This is a genomic window from Priestia sp. FW507-14D1A (genome assembly GCF_058781295.1).
Map to the genome: position 1 here is coordinate 283,701 of NZ_JBYSWQ010000001.1, position 19,737 is coordinate 303,437.

Genomic DNA, 19,737 nt, shown 5'->3' on the forward strand with positions numbered 1-19,737 from the left:
CTTTACTTAAATAATTTTATTGTCATTCATGACGTCAGCGTCTTCATTATCATAGCTGCGGAACCTTTGCTCCAGTTCTTCAAGCGTAAGCCCTTTTGTTTCCGGTAAAAACTTTTTAACAAATAAAATGGCTCCGATTCCGAATACAACAAAGACAAAAAACGTAGTGGATAAGCCAATGCTGGCCAGTAAAACAGGAAACGTTAAACCTACAAGGAAGTTAATTCCCCACAGACAAAATACGGTAACACCCATCCCTAAGCCTCTTAATCGTAATGGAAAAATTTCTGAAAGCATTAGCCACGTTACCGGAGATATAGCTCCTTGCTGAAACGCGAGGAACGTAATCGTTAGTGCTAATACGATATATGGGAGTGCCGCGGACCCTTCAAATACAAGAGAAAATATACCAATTAGCAGCAGGGCAGTAGTCGTTCCTACCAATCCTGTTATAAGCATTGGTCTGCGCCCAACTTTACCTAGCAGCCAAATGCCTACAAACGTGGCTAAAACGGAGATGACCCCATTTCCGATATTTCCAATAAGGGCAGCTTCTGTTTGAAAACCTGCGTCTTTTAAAATTTCAGTGCCGTAATACATGATGGAGTTTACGCCGGTAATTTGCTGTACGACAGCAATTCCAATACCAAGGAAAACGACTCTTCGAACCCACGGAGTTGTTAAGTCTTTAAACGTTGCTTTTTCCATTTTTGCTTCTTGCTCGTAAGCGCTCTCAATCTCCTGCAGCTCTGATTTGGCTCTTTTACTTTCCCGTATCTTTTGAAGAACCGTTAGCGCTTCGTTATTTTTCCCTTTTGACACAAGCCAGCGCGGACTTTCTGGTACTCTAAGCATGCCAAAGAATAAAAAGACAGCTGGAATGGCAGCGATTGGCAGCATATATCGCCAAACGTGAGGGTTTTCTCCTAGCATATTTCCGATAATCGCGTTAAACGTAAAGGCAAGAAGTTGACCAGTAACAATCATAAGTTCATTTTGAGTTACCATTTTCCCCCGGCTTTCAGCTGGTGACATTTCTGCTAAATATGTCGGTACGGTAACAGATGCGCCCCCTACAGCAAGCCCTAATAGGAAACGGCAAAGAATCATAACGGCTGCGTTTGGCGAAATTGTACATCCAATTGTGGAAACAAAAAATAGAATGGCAAGATACAGAATCGTTTTACGCCGCCCGTTATAATCTGCTAGCCTGCCGCCTACTACCGCACCAAACGCAGCACCAAATAACAGAGCGCTCGTTACAAGACCTTGAGTAAAAGAGTTGAGATTCAATTGATCAGATTCAGACATATAAGGCAGGGCCCCGTTAATAACTCCTGTATCATATCCAAAAAGCAGTCCACCAAACGTAGAAACTAAAATGATCGTACGTAAAAATGAATGTTGATTTCCCTGTTTATCCATGCTAATTCCCCCGTCTTATTTTAAGAATGAATAACTAACTTTTCGTTAATGTACTTTCGGGCCATTAAAGCATATTCCAATGGATGCGCAATAGAAGGGTCCTGTTCCGCCTCCACTACAATCCATCCTTTGTAATTGTAATCAACTAACGCTTTATACACGTTTGTAAAATCTACACACCCATCACCTGGCACTGTAAACATGCCGGCTAGAAACGACTGTAAAAATGACTTTCCTTCTTTTTTGCACTGCTCCAGCACGTTTCTTCTTGCATCCTTAAAATGAACGTGTTTAATACGATCTATATGTTTATGTAGTAGCTCCATATAGTCTCCGTCAGAAACGTAAATATGTCCCGTATCATATAAAAGATGAACATGATTTGCGTCGGTTCCTTCCATTAATCGATCAATTTCAGCTAATGTTTGTACACCTGTCCCCATATGATGATGATAGACAAGACGTAAACCGTATTCTGCTGCGATTTTTCCCAGCTCATTTAATCCTGCACATAATGCTTCCCATTCTTGATTACTGAAATAAGGTTTTTCAGCAAAAACATTTCTTTCAATCCCTTGAACACTATAAGTTTGCTCAGATACGACCGCCACATCAGCATGCACTTCCTGCAGATACTGACAATGTTTGTGAAATAAATTTGACGTTTCCTCTATCCCATCACGAATGATAAAACTGCTAAACCATTGACCTGCAATTTTTAAGTTTCGAAGCTCAAGCTCTTTGTTTAATATGCTTGGTTCAGGAAAAAAACCTCCCACTTCCGTTCCTTGAAAGCCCGCTACGACGATATCGCTTAACAGATGCTGCAGTGTGTTTTCTGCACCAATCTCAGGAATATCGTCATTTCTCCAGCCGATTGGAGCAATTCCCCACAAAATATTTTCGTTTCCCATTTTGATTCCTCTTTTCCCCTTATTGTGTAATGCTGCCTCACTAGAAATAGATAGTGATAAAACTTACCAATCCTATAATTCTACAAATGAAATCGATTTCATTTGTAGATAAAAAAATTCATTTGTTATGTGTTGGTTAAATATTGGTTAAGTTTGAATTAATATTAATATTAAAAACGCTTTCAGTCAATAATAAAATTTCAGAATTTTTTATACACTACAATTGCCTAAAAGCTTATGCCTTCTAAAAATGCTAGTTATAAAAGATATCGTATCCACTTATATAACCACATAAAAAAGCTTTATCTACTGTTATTTCAACAATAGATAAAGCTTTTATGAGAAAAGTTATATTTCTTATTTTAATAGTATGATTATTTAGTATGAATTTATGGAATGGATTTATGAAAAAATGACCTGCACCTTTTTATAATCAGTTTCCTTTTACTTTTATAATAGCTTCTCCGTAGCTTGTCATTGACGTTTTAAATTCAGTTATGAACTTCTCTACTTTTGAAATAGATTTTTTCATTTCATCGTCCCCTTTGCCTCTTATCTAACTCTATTATCAACAATTGTCTGCTGTTTGACAAAGTCAGTGGAAACGGAAACATTCCGCATGAAAACGTACACATATCTGTTAAAAGAGGCAAATCTTCTTATTTGCTTAGTATTTCATCATTTTTCTTTCTTTTTTAGGGTCTCTTCTTACGTGTTTTGGTCATCCACTAAAAGAATTTATGAGAACTTTCTTTTATAATCACTTCGTTTACATTCCCTCGTACTAACAGCAGGATTACTATGTGCATTGACATTAACCTTACCTTTTGTCCCCTTTCCATTTTTTATCCAAATTACCTCTTGCCTTAAAGTTAACTTTAACGTTTAAGCTAGTTTTATAGTTTTCAAACTACAAAAAAGGGGAAATACAATGCTGATTAAAAGAATAACGGTGCAGCTTTCTGGAGGACTTCAAGCTAGACATACAGCTTTATTTGTAAGTGAAGCTTGTTCGTTTCAAAGTGATATTTTTCTTTCGAAAGATGGAAAATGTGTAAATGGAAAAAGCATCATGAAGGTCATGGCTTTAGCTGTTAAAAAAGGAGATGAAATAACACTGCTGACAAATGGAGTGGATGAACACGCCGCCGCTCGCACCCTTGAAGAATTTCTTTTAACTAAATAGAGATAAAAAGCTGCTATGCTATCTCTTACTCTCCTTTTTTCATAAAATCATAGAAAACAAATTTTTTTTAAAAAAACTCTTGCTTTAAAGTCGACTTTAACGTTTAAGCTAGGGTTGTAGTTTTAAATACATCAAATGACGAAAGGATTGTGTTTTTACTTATGTGTAATCAACATACAACAACATCACGTGTTCTAAGTGCGCCGCATGCAAAGGCAAAATTCGAGAACACGACAATTGAACGCAGAGAACTGCGAGCAGACGACGTTTTAATTGATATTAAGTTTAGCGGTATCTGTCACTCTGATATTCATAGTGCATTTGATGAATGGGGCGGCGGGATGTTCCCGATGGTTCCTGGTCACGAAATCGCGGGAGTAGTTGAAGCAGTTGGAGAAAACGTAACAAAATACAAGGTTGGCGATCGCGTTGGCGTTGGATGTTTTGTTGACTCTTGCGGAGAGTGCGAATACTGTGTGAACGGTGACGAGCAATATTGTACAAAAGGCGTTGTTCAAACGTATAATTCGTTGGATTATGACGGAAATCCTACATACGGCGGCTATAGCCAAAAAATCGTCGTAAAAGAAGGATTCGTTGTTCGTATTCCTGATAAGTTAAGTATGGATGCAGCAAGTCCGCTTCTATGTGCAGGGATTACAACATTTTCTCCGTTAAAGCACTGGAATGCTGGCCCTGGCAAAAAAGTGGCGATCGTAGGAATGGGCGGCCTTGGACATGTAGCGATTCAATTTGCACATGCAATGGGTGCTGAAGTGACGGTATTGAGCCGTTCTAACAATAAAAAAGAAGAAGCTCTAAGCTTTGGCGCAGACCATTATTTTGCAACAAGTGATGAAGCGACATTTACTGAATTAGCGGGTCGCTTTGACCTTATCTTAAACACGGTATCGGCTAACTTGAACGTGGATCAATATTTATCTTTACTTCGCGTAGATGGAACGCTTGTTAACGTTGGCGCACCCGCTAACCCAGATCAATACAGCGTATTCTCACTTATCACGGGACGTCGCAGCATTGCTGGTTCACTTGTAGGCGGCATTCGTGAAACACAAGAAATGCTTGATTTTGCGGCTGAACACGGAGTTGCTCCTATGATTGAAGTTATCGATGCGAAGCAAGTAGACGAAGCGTACGAGCGCGTTCTTCGCAGCGACGTTCGCTATCGATTTGTTATTGACATTTCCACACTGTAAATTTAGAGAAAAGCGGGCAGCTCATCCAATGAGCTGCCCGCTTTTTATTTCTTTATAAAATAAGAAAAACAACCGGTAAATTAGGCTTTAGATGAAAGCTGTTCCTGATACTTTTGTTCTAATTTATCATAGTAATCAATTTTTGTTTCCACTTTTCTAAAAGCTGCGTCCAGCTCTCTTTGTTTTTCCATCATTTTCTCTCTATGCTTTTCAAATATCTGCTTGCGCAAACCGATTGTATCATCTCCTTCTTGTGTTAATTCAACAATTTTACGTAATTCTAAAAGAGCGATATCCGTTTTCCGTAAGCAAATAATAAATTCTAGCCACTCGATATCGGACTCGCTAAAAATACGATTTCCGTTCTCATCTCTTTTTATAAAAGGTAAAAGCCCTTGCTGTTCGTAGTATCGAAGCGTATGCGTAGGCAGCCCTACCTTTGCAGCGGCCTCTTTAATATGATATTCCATTCCACTATACCCTCCATCGCCATTCTTAGTACGGCGTTTGCTTTATGTATCCAAGCTTCCCTTTTTACGGGTGCTTTCAACTCATCTTCTAGGTTTCTACTATACGATATATATAGTAGATTCCGCTATTTTCTTTACTATGAGGTAACTGTATAAATAGTATTATAAACATTAAAGTAAACGTTAAGGCAACTTATAAAGAGCTGCCGTGAAGTCAGCAGCTCTTTTCATTTTTATATAAAATACGATTAATCTGCGGCCATCACTTTACTTAGTTCATTTAATAAATAATCAAGGGTTTGACTGATTCGAACTGTATTACGACTTGTAAGACCTTCTGTAAGTCCTAACATAACCATGTTCTCTCTTGCTGTTTCGATTTCTGTCATTAAGACTTGCATGACAACTCCTTTATACCACTTCACAGCTCATCACCCCTTTTTACTATACATATATCTCATATGCGGTAATCTTAAACCTATCATACAGGTTTTTGGGGGTGAATAGCGAGTTTTATAGCTTAAACAGTTGTATTTTTTATAAAGTAAATATACTAATATACTTATTGAAATAGAAAGTATCACTCCACTCTCTGCTCGAAATTAAGAAAAAGGCCTCCTAAATGGAGGCCTTTTCTTATTTCTTATAAAACAGTCTCATACAAAGCCTTAGCCTCTAAAATATTCTCTATAATACGAACCTTTCTCACACTCTATCTCATAGCGCAGCCTAGTTTGCTTTCTGTAAAGCTCTTCGGACAGCTCATTAAATTCACCTTCTGTGATAGATCCATGAATTAAATTGTTGAATAAATTATTAATATGTTCAGTTAATTCTTGAAGTTTTTTTTCTTTCAATGAACGTCACCCTTTAAAATAATTTTCATCTTCTAAAATTATATCAAATAAAACGTTTTCATACGATATATTTTTTACTGAATTATCGTATTAAAGTGATGAAAGTATTTTTTAACGACCGAAAAAACAGACAAGAAGCTCAGATAAATCATGAATCACATGATTTCAGCAAAAAATAAGTGGATAAAGACCGCGGACAAAAAGGCAAATGGTATCAACCGTTTTGACAAAAGCATAGGATGAAAAGAAAAATTAAACGAGAAAAGGAGAATGAGTATGCACTATACACCTTATTATCATCAGTGGCAGACTCCAGTGTATTACGGTTGGCAGCCATATAGTTATTATGTGCCGAATCACTATCACACCAGCGAACAGTTTCAGCAAAGAAACGGTAAATTAAAGGACTACGGACCAAGACCGTTTGTTATTAACATTAATGAAGCGTCAAAGCAAAACAATACGTACCGCACTGCTTTATGGACGGGAACACATTTACAAGTGACGTTAATGAGCCTTAAGCCCGGTGAAGATATCGGCTTAGAAATCCACCCTAACGTTGATCAATTCCTGCGTATTGAACAAGGGCAAGGCGTTGTTCAAATGGGCAAAAGTAAAAACAACCTAACCTTTAAACGAAAAGTCTACGATGATGATGCGATATTTATCCCTGCCGGAACGTGGCATGATGTCACCAATACGGGTACCACTCCGCTAAAGCTTTACTCCATATACGCTCCGCCAAACCACCCATTTGGTACGGTTCATGTGACAAAAGCAAATGCCCTGGCTGAAGAACATTAAAGATGAGCAGAGCGTTATGAAGGATTGGAACGCTTTTTCAGGATTAATACTAAGTGAATAGACGGATGTTGACTAAAGAAGCCCACTAGAAAATCGGTGTATGACCTTTTCTAGCGGGCTTTTTTTAAACTTGCTATACATACAGGATTTTATAGCCAAGGAAAGAATTATAGAATTAACTAATCTTTTTAAACAGCTCAAAATAACTGAAAGGCAAACAGGCGATGAAATTATTTTATAAAATTCCCAAATCAAACGTACATCCTTCTCTTAAACTAGCAAGAAAAATTCTATATATATCTGTAGAAGCAGTCATTATGACCATGCTTGTGATTAAATCTTTTACTGTGGCTTATGAAAACGACACAAATTTAATTCTCAGGCAGCTAAATGAACTAAAAGCTTCCATTGGCGGATTTGGCATAAACGAATCATTATTTTGGTTTATGATAAAGTGCAGTATCTTCACCATTGTTACATTCGATCTTTACTTATACGTTCGAAAAATGCTAAAAAGAAACAAAAGAGCTTTATGATTTATACCCTAAAGCTTTTACATTGGACCGCTGTTAATTTCCGTGCAAGGCTGCGCTTTCCGCGGGCGGTCGATGAGCTTCCTCGTCGCTTGCGCTCCTGCGGGGTCTCACCCCTTCCGCTTTTCCCGCAGGAGTCTTTGCCTTGCCCTCCAATCAACAGCTAGAAGCATCTAAACATATGAAACCTGCGTTCACCGTACCAATAAAAACCGAACAAGTTGGATTCACACTCAAGAATCAAACTCGTTCGGATCTTCCTTTAGCAAAAATACTTTTGCCCCAGCCTCATTTTTAATAGAAAAATAATAAAAGTAGAGGCATATCACGCCTCTACTTTCTATTTAGAAATCTACATCGATATCTTCTTGAATGGTTCCGGTCACTTTTTCACTTTTAATTAATTGACCTTCTTTAAATGTTTCTTCTTCCTCATTTTTAACGGGTTTCAGCTGCTTATAGGAAGGAGCTGACGCAGAGCCAAGCTCTTTTTTAAGCAAATGAATTTCGCCTAACAGCTCAGTTCTCAATGAATGAACTAACGATTGAAAATCTTCTTCCCGGCTGTCTTTCTGCCCGTTTTGTTCCACAAGCTTCGCTACATAACCCTGAAGTTCTTTTGCCTGCGAGGACTCATACTGCTCACGATTTGCAGCAAGACGTGAATTCATTTCTTTTTTTAGTAAGTCAATTTCGCCCAACAGCTCTTTTCGAAGTGAATGAACGAGCGTCTCCACTTCATTTTCTTTGCTCTTTTTTTGCAAATCTTGCTGTATGAGTCTTACTATATAGTCCTGCAGCTCGTTTGCCTGCTGTTTTTCTTTCAGAAATGATGACACTTCTGACGGAATGTCAGCAGTGTCGATTGTGAAATTTTCACCTTCATCTCTATTACTTACGGTCTTTTCCCTTGCTCCCATCATATCTGCTGATAGATTGCCAGCTGTCAGAAACGCATTTGATAGTAAGTAAAACGGTGCAGCCATTTGGGAGCTTAGCTGACCGTACCAATCATCTAGCGCTTCCTTAAGGCGAGTGTGTTGATGACTCATATATGCTCCCCCTTTTTAAGCATGAACCGCTGCGTTTGTTTCATGTCTGCTTAAAATTTCAAGACCGTATAAGTTTAATTTGCGAGTCTCCGGCAAGAAAAGATGATTTTCTTCTCTGATTTCTTCCCCGTACATGTTATCAATCTGCTCTGCAATAAACTGTTGAAGGATAGGAGCCAGTCCTCCAATATAAATATATTTATAGACTTTATCTTTTGGCGATGGAAATAGATTTTCAACTTTTGTTAATAAAATTTGCGTGTATTCTCTAAGCGAAGCGTGAATAGGCTCCGTGAGATCTACTTTTTTTCCGCTATTTCCGTCTCTTTGCTCCATTTTTGCTTTATGAATATTGGCAATAATAAACTCTTCTAATGAACGAACATCATCAAAATACTCAAGCAGTTTTTCATTTCTTAGCTTTTCAATATGCTTCAAATATGAAATATCCGTAAGACACTTCAGCGAATTTCTGCTTTTAGGAGCTTGAAGTCCTGCAGGAAGCAGCGCAAGGTCAACTGTGCCTCCGCCCAAATCTACAATTAGTGTTTCAAAATGTTTGAATGCATTTGCTTCTTCTCTATCTTGTAATTCAAAATCTTTTTTAATCGCCCAGCGAGCTACTTCGCTTTCAATACGGCATTTGCTCGTTCCAATGTTCACAGTGAGCGTTTTTTCTAACCCAGGAGTCAATACCGTAACCGTGTGCTCTCCTTGAAAACGTTCGGCCATCTTCTGCTGCATTTCACTGAATTTATTTGTTTTCTTAAGCAGCCAAATCGGAAGCATAGTCGAGAAATAATTAATCGTCACATGATTATCCTCTTTGTCTTTTCCTTTAAGTATGTTGTAATAAGCAACTGAAGCTAAAAACATCACATAAGGAATATCAGATTCAGTTTTATTATGTAACTTATTAATATGGATATTGCCTAGCACATGTTTCTCTGCTGCGTCTCCTACTAAATAATACTTTTCTACTCCTTCGATTGTTGTAGAAATCAGTAAATTTTGAAGAAGTAATTCCGGTTCATTTACGCTTGAAGGAAAATGACCCTCTGCCTGATCTTTTGTGATTTCTACTACGTTTGTAGGAATTTCATAGTAATAACCATCCACTAGCGTTTGAAAAATTGAGTTACCAAAATCAACGTTTTGACGTTTGATATCCATCCTTGTTTCTCCCCTTTATCTTTTCGTGACAACACTAATAAGTATATATTTTCCTCATTTGTTTGTCTAAGTATTTAAATAATTTATGTTATTCGAAATTGACAATTAATTAATTTTAGACGGCTACTGTAATTGAAAAGCACTTGAAATGCTTCTTTTTACCAGTACCCATTTTTACAAGGAATATAACATGTGACGCTGTGACTTCCTCTTAAATTTTTCGTAATATAAGCCTTTCTTTTATTTTTTAGAGACACGAGAAAACTAAGAGATGGAAACATAATTAAATCAACCCAATCGAAAGACGAACAAATGAGATAAATGAGTTGGACTGCTTTTTACACCGCTGGTGATTTCCGTGCAGGACTTCGCTTTCCGCGGGCGGCCGGTGAGCCTCCTCGTCGCTTATGCTCCTGCGGGGTCTCACCTGTTCCGCTTTTCCCGCAGGAGTCTTCGTCTTGCCCTCCAATCACCAGCTAGAAGCAGTTACATACATGAAACCTACGTTCACCATAACAACAAAAAACCCAAACCATCAATCAGATTAACGGTTTGAGTTTAACTTCAACTAACATACTTTGTCTGAGCCTCTTCCTTTTTTTATTCATTGAAAAGGCCATTTGTTTGGTTTTCTTTGCGGATTTTCTGGCAGTTTGCTAAAGCCTATTTCTTCAAGGCCTTTTTCTAACGTCGCTCTTGTTTTGATTGTTCCAAAATCCACGCCTAAATCCACAACGGTTTGCGCGATTTCCGGACGTATTCCGGTAATCATCGTTTTAGTTCCGATAAGCTGTAAGGCTTTTACAATTTGAAAAATATTGTCCGCTACCATCGTATCGACGATAAGAACACCTGAAATATCAAATATTAAATAACTCAGCTGCAGCTGAGCGCTTTTTTCTAAAGCCGTTTCCATAATAAGCTGGGAACGATGCGTATCAATTTGTCCAACGATTGGCATCACAGCGATTCCTTCAGAAAGAGGAACGATGGGAACTGATAATTCTTCTAGCGCTGCATACGCGCGTTTTATGGTGTCTGTATTATGTTCTTCATAGATTTCGACAAATATATGATTAAGCTCATCAAGCATCGGATCAATTTTTTTACTTACATCAAGCATCGTAATAGGAGCAAACTGCTTCTGCTGCAGTTCTTCTGTAAAAACACCCCATATCACTGTTCGAAACAGCGCAAGCGATTTTAACGCTTGACTCAAAGAAAGTCCGTTTTCCACAGCCACTTTTCCTATATCTGTACCCCACTGAACGATTTTCTTTAAAACGACTGAGCGCTCCTCGAATAACGACTCGCCTAAATACTCAATGAGTTCCGCTCTCCATTTTAAAACTTCGCTTTCTTCGTGGTAAACCAGCTTCCGCTTATATTCAGAGTCCATCAGATCAGAAAATTGTATCGCTAATTCCTGCTTATTATCGATAATTTTCTTCCCTATATATAATAACTCATCCCTCATTTTTTTCTTTATCTCCTTTAGTTAGCAGAATTAACGATTACATTTTATAACAATAGTTATATCACATACAATATAAAAATATAACCGAAATAAAAAAATTGTTAGGCCCTCCCTATTTACTTTTACTTCTAATCGGTATACCTGCCATAATAGGATTGAAATTTCAGCGTTTGGGTAAAAAACTACTATGAATTTATTTCTATACTTATAAGGGGGCTTTTTCAATGAACAAACATAAAGGAACCGTTAAATCTTTCAACGAATCAAAAGGATCTGGATTTATTACACCCGAAGACGGATCAAAAGAAGTGTTCGTTCACTCCAATGCGATTGACCGTGAGGAATATAAAAACCTGGCAGAAGGACAAAAAGTAGAGTTTGAAATCCAAGAAGGAGCTAAAGGACCCAGCGCTATAAAAGTACACCCAGTTGACTGATAGAGTGACATTTACATACAGGTTATGGGTAGACTATCGAATCATATACTCTTCGAATCCAAAAACACCTCTTCGACTTTTGTTCGAAAAAGGTGTTTTTTTATATGCTGCAACTAATTCTACATTCAAAATTAGTTACTATTAGCTATTAAAATAACCGTTCTAAAGTTATCGGATAAGTATCCAAACATTTCCTCTATGAGTGAATATAGTATAGAGTACTGCAAAGAAAGGGTAATTATTATAAAAAAGTATTATTTCAATTACAATGATAAAGATGACAAATATTATGTAGAAAAATCTTATCCTTACAAGAAGAAATCTCGCGAGGCTTCCCTTAACAATAAGAAAGAGCAACTTCAAGAAGATGCCCCTGAGGAAACACGCGGCTGGGCTTATGGACGTGAAGAAGATAGCTCTGAAGAATCACAAGTTTGGATTTATGAACGCCAAGAAGATTTCTATGAGGAATCACATGATTTGGCTTCTAGATATAAAGAAGATAAAGGCAAAAAAGGCAGCACGCGGGAGTCAGCATTTAGAGCGCTCAATTTAACGATGCCTTAAAATGTTCCTGCCAATACGTTTGTAAAAGCAGTTTTCCCAACTGAACAATTTGATTTAGCAAATGAATATAACCCGATTACTTCTACCTTCCGCCCCAAAAAAGATGGCGTATATTCCATCATTGCTACAATTGGATTCTCTCCTAACGACCAGATGCTAGATTATAGAACTCGTATAGAAATACGTGTAAATGGGACAACCGCTATCGCTATCGATAACGATTTCTTTGGCGGGAACACACCGTTTGTTAATGCGGTATCCGTGTCTACTATTTACAATTTAGAAGCTGGAGATCGCGTTGAAGTTTTTGTTCAAAGCAGCATAGCTGGCACAATCGTCACATCCGAAGATGGCTCACACTTTGAAGCAGCCAGATTTCCTTCTCCAACAAATAACTAACACTAGCTTTTAGCCAAAAACATCAATCCCCTCTTTTTAGATGGCTTCATTTTTCTAAGGGAGGGGATTGATATGAACATTAGTGGTCTAAAGGTCCATAGGAACTTTTTAAGCGTTTGTATGTACATAATTTTTTAGTCGATTTATAACATTAATTCAGTGTATCAAATCATGTACTTCTATGTAGTTTGCTGCCTCACTCACGCTTGCTTCGCTAACTTTTCCGTTACGCTGCCAAGCTCTTCAACTAATCCACTTAAAAATTCCGCCGTCTGGTCAATGATCTGCAGCGATTGCAGCTGACGCACGGAAGCAGAAGAAATGTTGCTGCTGCTTGCAGCCGATTGGCTAGCAAAAGCGGTCATATCGCTGACGGCATGGAGCACCTGCGTAGATCCGGCTGCTATTTGCTGAGCAGAAGCAGCCGTTTGCTGAATTTGTTCGTGAACGTACGCAGATGCATCGGCGATTCGATTAAAAACATTTTCCGCTTCGTTGGCTAGTAAAATACCGTTTTTTACATCGGCTGTTCCTGATTGAATGAAGGCTACGGCTTGAGACGTTTCTTGCTGAATATGCTGAATGAGCCTTGCTACTTGTTCGGCTGACTGATTGGATTGTTCGGCAAGTTTGCGAACTTCCGATGCTACGACCGCAAACCCTTTCCCATGTTCGCCTGCGCGCGCTGCTTCAATTGCAGCATTTAGCGCCAGTAGATTTGTTTGTGCAGCAATGCCTGACATCACACTCATAATATCGTTGATTTCCGCAGAACGTTCTTTTAACTGATGAATAACGCTAGCTGCATGCTGAACAGAAGAATCGATTGTATGAATTTGCTGAATTGCTTCTTGAATTTTTTCTTTTCCCTGCACGGCTTCATTTGCTGTTTGATCAGAAGCTTCGCTGACTGCCGCTGAGGCCTCGGCTATTTTGGTTACGCCTTGCGCCATCTCTTCTAGAAACTCGCTGCTTTTTTGAGCCATTATTACCTGCTGCTCAGCTCCTGCCGCTAGCTCTTGCATGGAAGCAGACGTATGATGACTAGCCGTTTGTGATTCTTCTAAATTCCCCTTTAAGTCGTGAACCGTTTGTCTTACCTCCCCATTCGTTTCATGCAGTTTTTTCATCATGTCATAAATGATATGCTGCTTTTGCTCATTTTCCCGCTGAAGCTGTTCTGTGTATTTTTTCTTTGAAATAATTTGCCAAGCAGTTGCCCCTGATGTAAAAAGCAGATAAGCCGCGTGAAGGCAAAGCATCGAAAAAGAATAAGAAGACGTTCCGAAAATAATCGTCGTAAAAAATGGTACGAAAAATCCAGCTAGATGCTCGATGACAAAAATACCCGTCATTAACAATAACAGCTTTACATTTTCATAGTAGGAAAGAATAGCTATCACCATAAAAATTGAAAAATGATACTCGACCATTCCTCCTCCGCCTACAACCGTGCTGATACTTGAAAACGTCAGCGTTAGCGTTACAAACGCAGGTACTAGGTCGTGTTTTTTAACGTACAGCACAAGCAGCACGCCAAGAAAAAGAATAGGAAGCATCAAAAAGATCAATGACACTTCTCCTGGCGTTGAATGATGTTCCATGGACATGCCGGACATGCCCATCGGCCAAATACGATGAATGATATGTACGAGCAGAGAAAGTATCACTGCTCCGCTTGATAAAACAACCATTAATTTATGTTTATTCATATTTATCCCTTTCTATATTAGACAAGACTTTCTTTATCTATAGAATCGGCTGCAGATTGGTTTTTTTTATAAAAATTCACGTTATTTTTCCCCTGTCGTTTTCCTTCGTACAGCGCTTGATCCGCCTGTTTTAACAGCTCTTGAAACGATTCTCCGTTTTCTGGATAATAAGCGGCTCCAATGGTCGATGTAGCTGTAAAGATGCAGGATTCAATACTCCATTCTTTTTGAAGCTCTCGGTGAATTCGTTCCATAATTTGCTGTATTTCCTCGCGCCTTTCAATCTGCCGAAGCAAGATAACAAATTCATCACCTCCAAGGCGATAAACTTCGTCACATGCGCGAATGCAAGACGTTAAACGATGCGCGTACTGAATTAAAAATGCATCGCCAATATCATGACCAAATTGATCGTTCACTTCTTTAAAATTATCACAGTCTAAAAACAGCAGGCCAAACCTTTCGTTTTGCTCGATGTCAGCCTGTACTTGTTTTTGCAGCATCATTCGATTCGGCACCCCCGTCAAACTGTCATGAAACGCCTTAAACTTCAGCTGATTTTCTAGGTTTTTTTGCGCAGTAATATCGGTTTGAATCAGCACGTAGCTTGAGATTCGATGATGAATATCTGTCAGCGGAACAATGGTCTTATGGCTCCAGACGATGACGCCTTCTTTGGTTATGCTTTTGACTTGCCCTCTCCAAACCTTTCCTTGTCCAATACTTTCAAGAACCCGAAGGTCATAGCTTACATCGAATAACTCATATGATTGTCCAATTAGCTCTTCTTTTTCATAGCCAAATATCGTACAGAACATATCATTGACATACCTAATCGTTCCATACGGATCCAAGACGCTTACGATAGCGGACTCATCAAGGGCATACTTCATGTTTGCTAAATCTTTCACCGTGTTTTCCAACTTTATTTCAGCTGTCTTTTCCTTTGTCACGTCCTGAGCAATCAAGTAAATACCAATCCATCATATGGCGTTTTCATGGTTCATAAAAAGCGACTTATACTGCTCCATGCTTTGGGCTAATTCTTTTTTAAACTTCTGGATATTTTTACTCATCACTAATAGGTGCGTACTATTGTCGGCATCATCAAAAATTGGAGTAAGCGTTGTTTCAAACGCTTCAGCTTCATCTGAGAAGGTATTTATGTCATGGTAGGTAACTGACTTTTTTGTTTCCATCGCTTTCATATAGTAAGGGTAAAGGGAGCGATACGCCCGCTCAGAGAGTACGCTTTCTAGCCGCATGCCCGCTTCTCCTTGGCACCGTACAAGCTTAGCAGCCGCTTTATTCATTTTTTTATAATAAAGATGTTGGTTCTTTACTTCCGCTAAAAAAACCAGCTCATTCATTTGATCAAAATAAAATTCAAACATATGATCTTTCAACATGGTAGGATGCATCTCCTTCGTTTTTTCACAGATGAACGCCCCCTGTACTTTACACTTCTGTATGAAATATACACTAGATCTTTTCACACACAAACACAACTTTAAATGTACAAACAGTAGTTCTTTTGTATCATTACCTACCCTCCTTAACAAGAAGGGTAAACATGATGAACAAAAATAAAAGAGATTGAAGCATGGCTAAATTAAAGACGAACAAACGGGACAAAGAAGCTCGTAGAGGTTATTTGTTACACGGCGGTTGATTTCGGTGCAAGTCTTTGCTTTTCGCAGGATTCTTCACCTTCCCCTCCACTCAAGCACTAGAAGTCCCTGCATATATGAAACCTACCTTCATCAAAACAATAAAAAATCCGAACGCGTTTGATTCTCTATCAAGAATCAAACGCTTTCGGATCTTCCTTCAACTAAGCTGCTTTTATTCTAGCTTCTTTTTTAAACTACTTAATTCCGTAATATTCTTCAACCGTAATTCCTTTACTCTTAATCGCTTGCGCCACTGGTTTGCCTACATATCGCAAATGCCACGGCTCATATTTATAGCCGGTTACCGCGTCTTTCCCTTTTGGATAACGAATAATAAATCCATATTCTGCTGCGTGGGCATCGAGCCAAGCTGCTTCTTTTGTTCCGCCAAAGCAGTCTTGAGCAGCACATGTGCCGTCTCCTTTTGTTACATCAATTCCAAGACCCGTTTCATGTTCACTCGTGCCTGGCAATGCGCTATAAGTTGCCGCTTTATCATAACCGTCTCTTTGAACATACGAACTAAAAAGCGCGCTTTGCGTTGCATGTGAACGGTAAGCCGATACGCCAAGAAGCGTAACGCCTTGTTTTTTCGCACCCGCAAACAGCTGTGCAATAGCAGCGGCTGCTTCACTTCGCATTTTTTTCTTTTCCGTTTGTTCTTTGAATGTAAATGGAATCGTTGTATATACTAAATCTTTTGGAACATAGTTTTCCGGAAGCTTGTTTTGTTTATTCACAACAACTTGGATGCTTTCAGGGGTCGAGACCACTTTCATGCCAGCTAATGCTCGTACGTATTGACCGCTTACATAGCCAACTTTACCTTGATACGTAATTTTCAGCCAGCCGTTTGCTGCTTTAGCCGTTACGTCTATCTGTGTGCCTGCTTTAAGTGTTGCGATAACCGCACCAGAAGTTGAAGCAGTTGTTCGAACATTTAAATTCGCCGTTGCCACATAGACAGAAGCCTCCGGAGCTGGAGCTGGAGCCGGTTCAGAAGAACCCGTTGATTCTTTTACGTACTGTGTGCTCACATAGCCCGTTTTGCCTTGATAGCTTACTTTTAGCCAGCCGTTCGCTGCTTGTGCTGTCGACGTTAGCTGCGTGCCTTGTTTCACCGTTACCACAATCGCGCTTGACGTTGAGGGAGCGCTTCGAATATTTAAATTTGCTGTTGTTACATAGGTTTTGGTCGTTGAACTCGCTGACTTTTTCACATACTCACTGCTTACGTAACCCGTTTTGCCTTGATAGCTTACTTTCAGCCAGCCGCTTGCTGCTTGTCCAACTACCGTTAGCTGCGTGCCTTGTTTCACCGTTGCAATAATCGCGTTGGACGTCGATGGGCCGCTTCGAATATTTAAATTCGCCGTTGTTGTATATGTTTCTGCCGCTGCGCTTGCTACAGTCGGCTCACCCGTAAAATGTAAAGAATGAAGACCTAGAGTTCCTGCCCCTACAAGTGTAAAAGCAAGACCTGTTACCGCTAATTTTTTGTAAAATCTTTGTTTGTTCACTTCTGTCATTTTTTATACCTCATTTGCAAAATATAATAGAAATATATGCTGCTAGTTTAATAGGTTAAATGAAAACAGGATCCGATGTTTAAGCTCAACCTTAAATAAACAGCATTAAGTAAAATTATTCGACGTCTAGAGGCTTACACTTACTTCGTTCCAGCTAGCACGTACTTTTAGAATACCGGATAATCGTGTCAAAAGTATATCAAAATATTTCAAACTTGTTTCCAAACTGATACATTTTCAACAAAAATAGAATAATAGAGCAGAAACAGCAAAAAAACCCTTACGTTTACTCCCAACTGCTTAGGGTAAAAACAACTAAAAACAAAGATTGAGATGGTGATAAAATGAACACGGCAACGGATTTTTCCCCAACTGCGTTTCGAGAACCTCACACATTAAAACAGCATATTTTTGATACGCTTCATTTCTACTATCCCGCTTGTATTGACAACAAAAACGGCGGGTATATCCATGAATACTACGACGACGGCACCGTCAACAACACGCATTCAAAGCATTTGGTAAGTACGGCCCGCTTTATTTATATCTTCAGTGTAGGGGCTCTTTTAGACGGACCGGATTGGTGCAAAGAAGCAGCTCAGCACGGCATTCGTTTTCTACAAAACAACCATTATGATAGAGAGCACGGCGGATATTTTTTTGAAATAGCCGATGACGGAGAAGTAAAAGATGATTCTAAACAAGCATATGGGCACGCTTTTGCTCTTTTAGCTTCCTCCGTCGCATATCAAGCCGGCATTTCAGAAGCAAAAGAAACGATTGAACAGGTATATGACGTGATGGAAAAGTACTTTTGGGAAGATGCGCACGGCTTTTATCGAGACGAATGGGACGCATCGTGGTCGGCTTCTTCTTTATATCGCGGCCAAAATGCAAATATGCACATGTGTGAAGCGATGCTTTCTGCCTTTGAAGCAACAAGAGATAAAAAATACTTGGACCGAGCGTACACGCTTGCAAAAGGCGTTACGCAGCAGCTTGCTGAACGATCCGGCGGCATGGTTTGGGAGCACTATGATACAGACTGGCAGCCGGATTGGGACTACAATAAAAACAATACAAAAGATGAATTTCGGCCGTACGGCTTTATACCAGGACATCAGTTTGAATGGAGCAAGCTGCTTTTATGGCTTGATCGGCACCGTTCGGAAAACTGGATGACAGAACGTGCAAAAGATTTGTTTGATAAGGGCTGGAACCGAGGCTGGGATGCTAAGTACGGAGGTCTTTACTTTGCGCTGTCGCCTCAAGAAGAGGTCATTGACCGGGACAAAAACTACTGGGTGATGGCTGAAGCCATTTCTGCGGCTTCACTGCTCGGGGTAAAAACCACAGACAGCGGATATTGGAAAGCATACGATGCCATGTTCTCCTACTGTCAGAAACACTTTATCGATCACACACATGGAGGCTGGTATCAGCTGTTAAATCAGCAAAACGAACGCTACAGCTCGAAAAAAAGCCCGGCTCCTAAAGCCGATTATCACCCTGTGGCAGCTTGCTATCAAACGCTGATAGCACTGAATTCTCTCTAAAATAATAATCATAAAGAAACCGTTTTCTTCCAAATGCGTTTATTTTGTTTATTTAAGGGAATTTACTTACTAACAATCATTGTTTCTATATTTCATAAAAAGCACGACTATATATATGTAAGGAGTGAAGATGATGTATTTTTACGCGTTAGCACAAGGAACAGATTCGGGAGACCCAGTAACACTGCATCATGAGAAGCAATTTTCGAAAAAAGAATTTTTAGAGATGTTTAATGAAGCATTAGATGAGTTGGATACGCATCCATCTCCAAGCGCTGTTGGTGAATACCTTTGCCGTGCGTACGGATTTCAAGAAATTGAAATCGAGACGGGTGTTGTATGCTACTGCGCTCCTTTTAGAAAGCTAGACGACTCAGATATTATAGAAGACCGTACGTACATGGATGCCACGACCGGAACACTAAAATACAACTAATCAAAAAGAAAGGTTGGATGCGTGTGAAGACCGTACAGAACATTTATCGAACGAGTGAAGCTGTACCAGAATCGGGCGCTTACGTTTGTGCAGAAGGTGAAATTAAACTCTTTCAAAAAGATGATCTTTTTACACCTTGCCCGCACACACGTGAATCAACGACGTGGAAGCCTGTAGATGACGCCTTTTCAACCGGAGAATTGGTTCCGCAAACCGGTCGCTATACCGACGAAAACGGCAATCAAGTAAAGCTAAAAGAAAACGATCTATTTCCAAGATGCCTTCGTTCAGGTGAGCCTACGACGTGGAGGCGAGGATAA

At 39.4% G+C, this 19,737-nt stretch carries 22 protein-coding genes and 1 pseudogene; 9 read left to right on the plus strand and 14 right to left on the minus strand.

The window, feature by feature from the left end; translation table 11 throughout:
• Positions 1-6: 6 nt before the first annotated feature.
• Both AC3WJG_RS01730 and iolE read right to left on the minus strand, forming a co-directional pair.
• On the minus strand, positions 7-1,425 hold the full coding sequence (locus tag AC3WJG_RS01730) for a sugar porter family MFS transporter (RefSeq protein ID WP_286127599.1): 1,419 nt from the start codon (positions 1,423-1,425) through the stop codon (positions 7-9).
• A gap of 20 nt (positions 1,426-1,445) precedes the next feature.
• On the minus strand, positions 1,446-2,339 hold the full coding sequence (iolE, locus tag AC3WJG_RS01735) for a myo-inosose-2 dehydratase (RefSeq protein ID WP_060745174.1): 894 nt from the start codon (positions 2,337-2,339) through the stop codon (positions 1,446-1,448).
• A 931-nt stretch (positions 2,340-3,270) separates the two neighbouring features.
• Between iolE and AC3WJG_RS01740 the strand changes: the two genes are divergently transcribed.
• Both AC3WJG_RS01740 and AC3WJG_RS01745 read left to right on the plus strand, forming a co-directional pair.
• Entirely contained in the window at positions 3,271-3,525 is a 255-nt protein-coding gene (locus AC3WJG_RS01740) for an HPr family phosphocarrier protein (RefSeq protein WP_337134269.1), read from the plus strand.
• Positions 3,526-3,686: 161 nt separating this feature from the next.
• The gene (locus AC3WJG_RS01745) at positions 3,687-4,742 is read left to right on the plus strand and encodes an NAD(P)-dependent alcohol dehydrogenase (protein ID WP_328240856.1); all 1,056 of its coding nucleotides are present in this window, start codon (positions 3,687-3,689) and stop codon (positions 4,740-4,742) included.
• Between the two features lie 80 nt (positions 4,743-4,822).
• On the opposite strand, the gene AC3WJG_RS01750 is transcribed toward AC3WJG_RS01745, so the two are convergent.
• The 3 genes from AC3WJG_RS01750 to AC3WJG_RS01760 all read right to left on the minus strand — a co-directional run bounded on the left by AC3WJG_RS01750 (position 4,823) and on the right by AC3WJG_RS01760 (position 6,069).
• Positions 4,823-5,212 carry a MerR family transcriptional regulator gene (locus tag AC3WJG_RS01750; protein WP_060745171.1) on the minus strand — a complete coding sequence of 130 codons (390 nt, stop codon included), beginning with the start codon at positions 5,210-5,212 and terminating at the stop codon, positions 4,823-4,825.
• Between the two features lie 248 nt (positions 5,213-5,460).
• Positions 5,461-5,637 (minus strand): aspartyl-phosphate phosphatase Spo0E family protein, encoded by a 177-nt coding sequence (locus AC3WJG_RS01755; protein ID WP_230683488.1) that lies wholly within the window; start codon positions 5,635-5,637, stop codon positions 5,461-5,463.
• Between the two features lie 243 nt (positions 5,638-5,880).
• Positions 5,881-6,069: a hypothetical protein gene (locus AC3WJG_RS01760; protein ID WP_060745170.1), complete on the minus strand. Its 189-nt coding sequence runs from the start codon at positions 6,067-6,069 to the stop codon at positions 5,881-5,883.
• Between the two features lie 276 nt (positions 6,070-6,345).
• Between AC3WJG_RS01760 and AC3WJG_RS01765 the strand changes: the two genes are divergently transcribed.
• Positions 6,346-6,873, plus strand: coding sequence for a cupin domain-containing protein (locus AC3WJG_RS01765; protein ID WP_016764982.1), 528 nt, complete (start codon positions 6,346-6,348; stop codon positions 6,871-6,873).
• Between the two features lie 224 nt (positions 6,874-7,097).
• Positions 7,098-7,409, plus strand: coding sequence for a hypothetical protein (locus tag AC3WJG_RS01770; RefSeq protein WP_337134270.1), 312 nt, complete (start codon positions 7,098-7,100; stop codon positions 7,407-7,409).
• 1 nt (position 7,410) lies between these two features.
• Here AC3WJG_RS01770 and AC3WJG_RS01775 read toward each other — a convergent pair whose 3' ends face one another.
• From AC3WJG_RS01775 to AC3WJG_RS01795, 5 genes are all read right to left on the minus strand, one after another.
• The gene (locus tag AC3WJG_RS01775) at positions 7,411-7,566 is read right to left on the minus strand and encodes a hypothetical protein (RefSeq protein WP_337134271.1); all 156 of its coding nucleotides are present in this window, start codon (positions 7,564-7,566) and stop codon (positions 7,411-7,413) included.
• A gap of 184 nt (positions 7,567-7,750) precedes the next feature.
• Positions 7,751-8,458: a hypothetical protein gene (locus AC3WJG_RS01780; RefSeq protein ID WP_337134272.1), complete on the minus strand. Its 708-nt coding sequence runs from the start codon at positions 8,456-8,458 to the stop codon at positions 7,751-7,753.
• 15 nt (positions 8,459-8,473) lie between these two features.
• On the minus strand, positions 8,474-9,631 hold the full coding sequence (locus AC3WJG_RS01785) for a ParM/StbA family protein (protein ID WP_098247915.1): 1,158 nt from the start codon (positions 9,629-9,631) through the stop codon (positions 8,474-8,476).
• A 338-nt stretch (positions 9,632-9,969) separates the two neighbouring features.
• The gene (locus AC3WJG_RS01790; RefSeq protein ID WP_255256570.1) at positions 9,970-10,104 is read right to left on the minus strand and encodes a hypothetical protein; all 135 of its coding nucleotides are present in this window, start codon (positions 10,102-10,104) and stop codon (positions 9,970-9,972) included.
• 131 nt (positions 10,105-10,235) lie between these two features.
• Positions 10,236-11,108 (minus strand): STAS domain-containing protein, encoded by an 873-nt coding sequence (locus AC3WJG_RS01795; RefSeq protein ID WP_060745166.1) that lies wholly within the window; start codon positions 11,106-11,108, stop codon positions 10,236-10,238.
• A 224-nt stretch (positions 11,109-11,332) separates the two neighbouring features.
• Between AC3WJG_RS01795 and AC3WJG_RS01800 the strand changes: the two genes are divergently transcribed.
• Both AC3WJG_RS01800 and AC3WJG_RS01805 read left to right on the plus strand, forming a co-directional pair.
• Positions 11,333-11,545, plus strand: coding sequence for a cold-shock protein (locus AC3WJG_RS01800; protein WP_034650169.1), 213 nt, complete (start codon positions 11,333-11,335; stop codon positions 11,543-11,545).
• A gap of 525 nt (positions 11,546-12,070) precedes the next feature.
• Positions 12,071-12,511, plus strand: a pseudogene (locus tag AC3WJG_RS01805) (hypothetical protein); the annotation flags it as partial.
• Between the two features lie 200 nt (positions 12,512-12,711).
• Here the strand turns inward: AC3WJG_RS01805 and AC3WJG_RS01810 are convergent.
• The 4 genes from AC3WJG_RS01810 to AC3WJG_RS01825 form a co-directional block, all read right to left on the minus strand.
• The gene (locus AC3WJG_RS01810; RefSeq protein ID WP_337134273.1) at positions 12,712-14,223 is read right to left on the minus strand and encodes a methyl-accepting chemotaxis protein; all 1,512 of its coding nucleotides are present in this window, start codon (positions 14,221-14,223) and stop codon (positions 12,712-12,714) included.
• Between the two features lie 17 nt (positions 14,224-14,240).
• Positions 14,241-15,134 (minus strand): diguanylate cyclase domain-containing protein, encoded by an 894-nt coding sequence (locus AC3WJG_RS01815; RefSeq protein ID WP_492587916.1) that lies wholly within the window; start codon positions 15,132-15,134, stop codon positions 14,241-14,243.
• A 72-nt stretch (positions 15,135-15,206) separates the two neighbouring features.
• Positions 15,207-15,632, minus strand: a complete 426-nt coding sequence (locus AC3WJG_RS01820) for a PAS domain-containing protein (protein ID WP_492587918.1) — start codon at positions 15,630-15,632, stop codon at positions 15,207-15,209.
• Between the two features lie 458 nt (positions 15,633-16,090).
• Positions 16,091-17,425 (minus strand): SH3 domain-containing protein, encoded by a 1,335-nt coding sequence (locus AC3WJG_RS01825; RefSeq protein ID WP_337134275.1) that lies wholly within the window; start codon positions 17,423-17,425, stop codon positions 16,091-16,093.
• 344 nt (positions 17,426-17,769) lie between these two features.
• On the opposite strand from AC3WJG_RS01825, the gene AC3WJG_RS01830 reads away from it, so the two are divergent.
• The 3 genes from AC3WJG_RS01830 to AC3WJG_RS01840 all read left to right on the plus strand — a co-directional run bounded on the left by AC3WJG_RS01830 (position 17,770) and on the right by AC3WJG_RS01840 (position 19,737).
• On the plus strand, positions 17,770-18,981 hold the full coding sequence (locus AC3WJG_RS01830) for an AGE family epimerase/isomerase (protein ID WP_060745162.1): 1,212 nt from the start codon (positions 17,770-17,772) through the stop codon (positions 18,979-18,981).
• Between the two features lie 130 nt (positions 18,982-19,111).
• Positions 19,112-19,417 carry a hypothetical protein gene (locus tag AC3WJG_RS01835; protein ID WP_223260222.1) on the plus strand — a complete coding sequence of 102 codons (306 nt, stop codon included), beginning with the start codon at positions 19,112-19,114 and terminating at the stop codon, positions 19,415-19,417.
• A gap of 17 nt (positions 19,418-19,434) precedes the next feature.
• On the plus strand, positions 19,435-19,737 hold the full coding sequence (locus tag AC3WJG_RS01840) for a hypothetical protein (protein WP_155660409.1): 303 nt from the start codon (positions 19,435-19,437) through the stop codon (positions 19,735-19,737).

What these genes read in the sequence shown, in the direction of transcription:
- AC3WJG_RS01730 (WP_286127599.1), bottom strand. Translation starts at nt 1,425, where the DNA reads ATGGATAAACAGGGAAATCAACATTCATTTTTACGTACGATCATTTTA.
- iolE (WP_060745174.1), bottom strand. Translation starts at nt 2,339, where the DNA reads ATGGGAAACGAAAATATTTTGTGGGGAATTGCTCCAATCGGCTGGAGA.
- AC3WJG_RS01740 (WP_337134269.1), top strand. Translation starts at nt 3,271, where the DNA reads ATGCTGATTAAAAGAATAACGGTGCAGCTTTCTGGAGGACTTCAAGCT.
- AC3WJG_RS01745 (WP_328240856.1), top strand. Translation starts at nt 3,687, where the DNA reads ATGTGTAATCAACATACAACAACATCACGTGTTCTAAGTGCGCCGCAT.
- AC3WJG_RS01750 (WP_060745171.1), bottom strand. Translation starts at nt 5,212, where the DNA reads ATGGAATATCATATTAAAGAGGCCGCTGCAAAGGTAGGGCTGCCTACG.
- AC3WJG_RS01765 (WP_016764982.1), top strand. Translation starts at nt 6,346, where the DNA reads ATGCACTATACACCTTATTATCATCAGTGGCAGACTCCAGTGTATTAC.
- AC3WJG_RS01770 (WP_337134270.1), top strand. Translation starts at nt 7,098, where the DNA reads ATGAAATTATTTTATAAAATTCCCAAATCAAACGTACATCCTTCTCTT.
- AC3WJG_RS01780 (WP_337134272.1), bottom strand. Translation starts at nt 8,458, where the DNA reads ATGAGTCATCAACACACTCGCCTTAAGGAAGCGCTAGATGATTGGTAC.
- AC3WJG_RS01785 (WP_098247915.1), bottom strand. Translation starts at nt 9,631, where the DNA reads ATGGATATCAAACGTCAAAACGTTGATTTTGGTAACTCAATTTTTCAA.
- AC3WJG_RS01795 (WP_060745166.1), bottom strand. Translation starts at nt 11,108, where the DNA reads ATGAGGGATGAGTTATTATATATAGGGAAGAAAATTATCGATAATAAG.
- AC3WJG_RS01800 (WP_034650169.1), top strand. Translation starts at nt 11,333, where the DNA reads ATGAACAAACATAAAGGAACCGTTAAATCTTTCAACGAATCAAAAGGA.
- AC3WJG_RS01810 (WP_337134273.1), bottom strand. Translation starts at nt 14,223, where the DNA reads ATGAATAAACATAAATTAATGGTTGTTTTATCAAGCGGAGCAGTGATA.
- AC3WJG_RS01820 (WP_492587918.1), bottom strand. Translation starts at nt 15,632, where the DNA reads ATGTTGAAAGATCATATGTTTGAATTTTATTTTGATCAAATGAATGAG.
- AC3WJG_RS01825 (WP_337134275.1), bottom strand. Translation starts at nt 17,425, where the DNA reads ATGACAGAAGTGAACAAACAAAGATTTTACAAAAAATTAGCGGTAACA.
- AC3WJG_RS01830 (WP_060745162.1), top strand. Translation starts at nt 17,770, where the DNA reads ATGAACACGGCAACGGATTTTTCCCCAACTGCGTTTCGAGAACCTCAC.
- AC3WJG_RS01835 (WP_223260222.1), top strand. Translation starts at nt 19,112, where the DNA reads ATGATGTATTTTTACGCGTTAGCACAAGGAACAGATTCGGGAGACCCA.
- AC3WJG_RS01840 (WP_155660409.1), top strand. Translation starts at nt 19,435, where the DNA reads ATGCGTGTGAAGACCGTACAGAACATTTATCGAACGAGTGAAGCTGTA.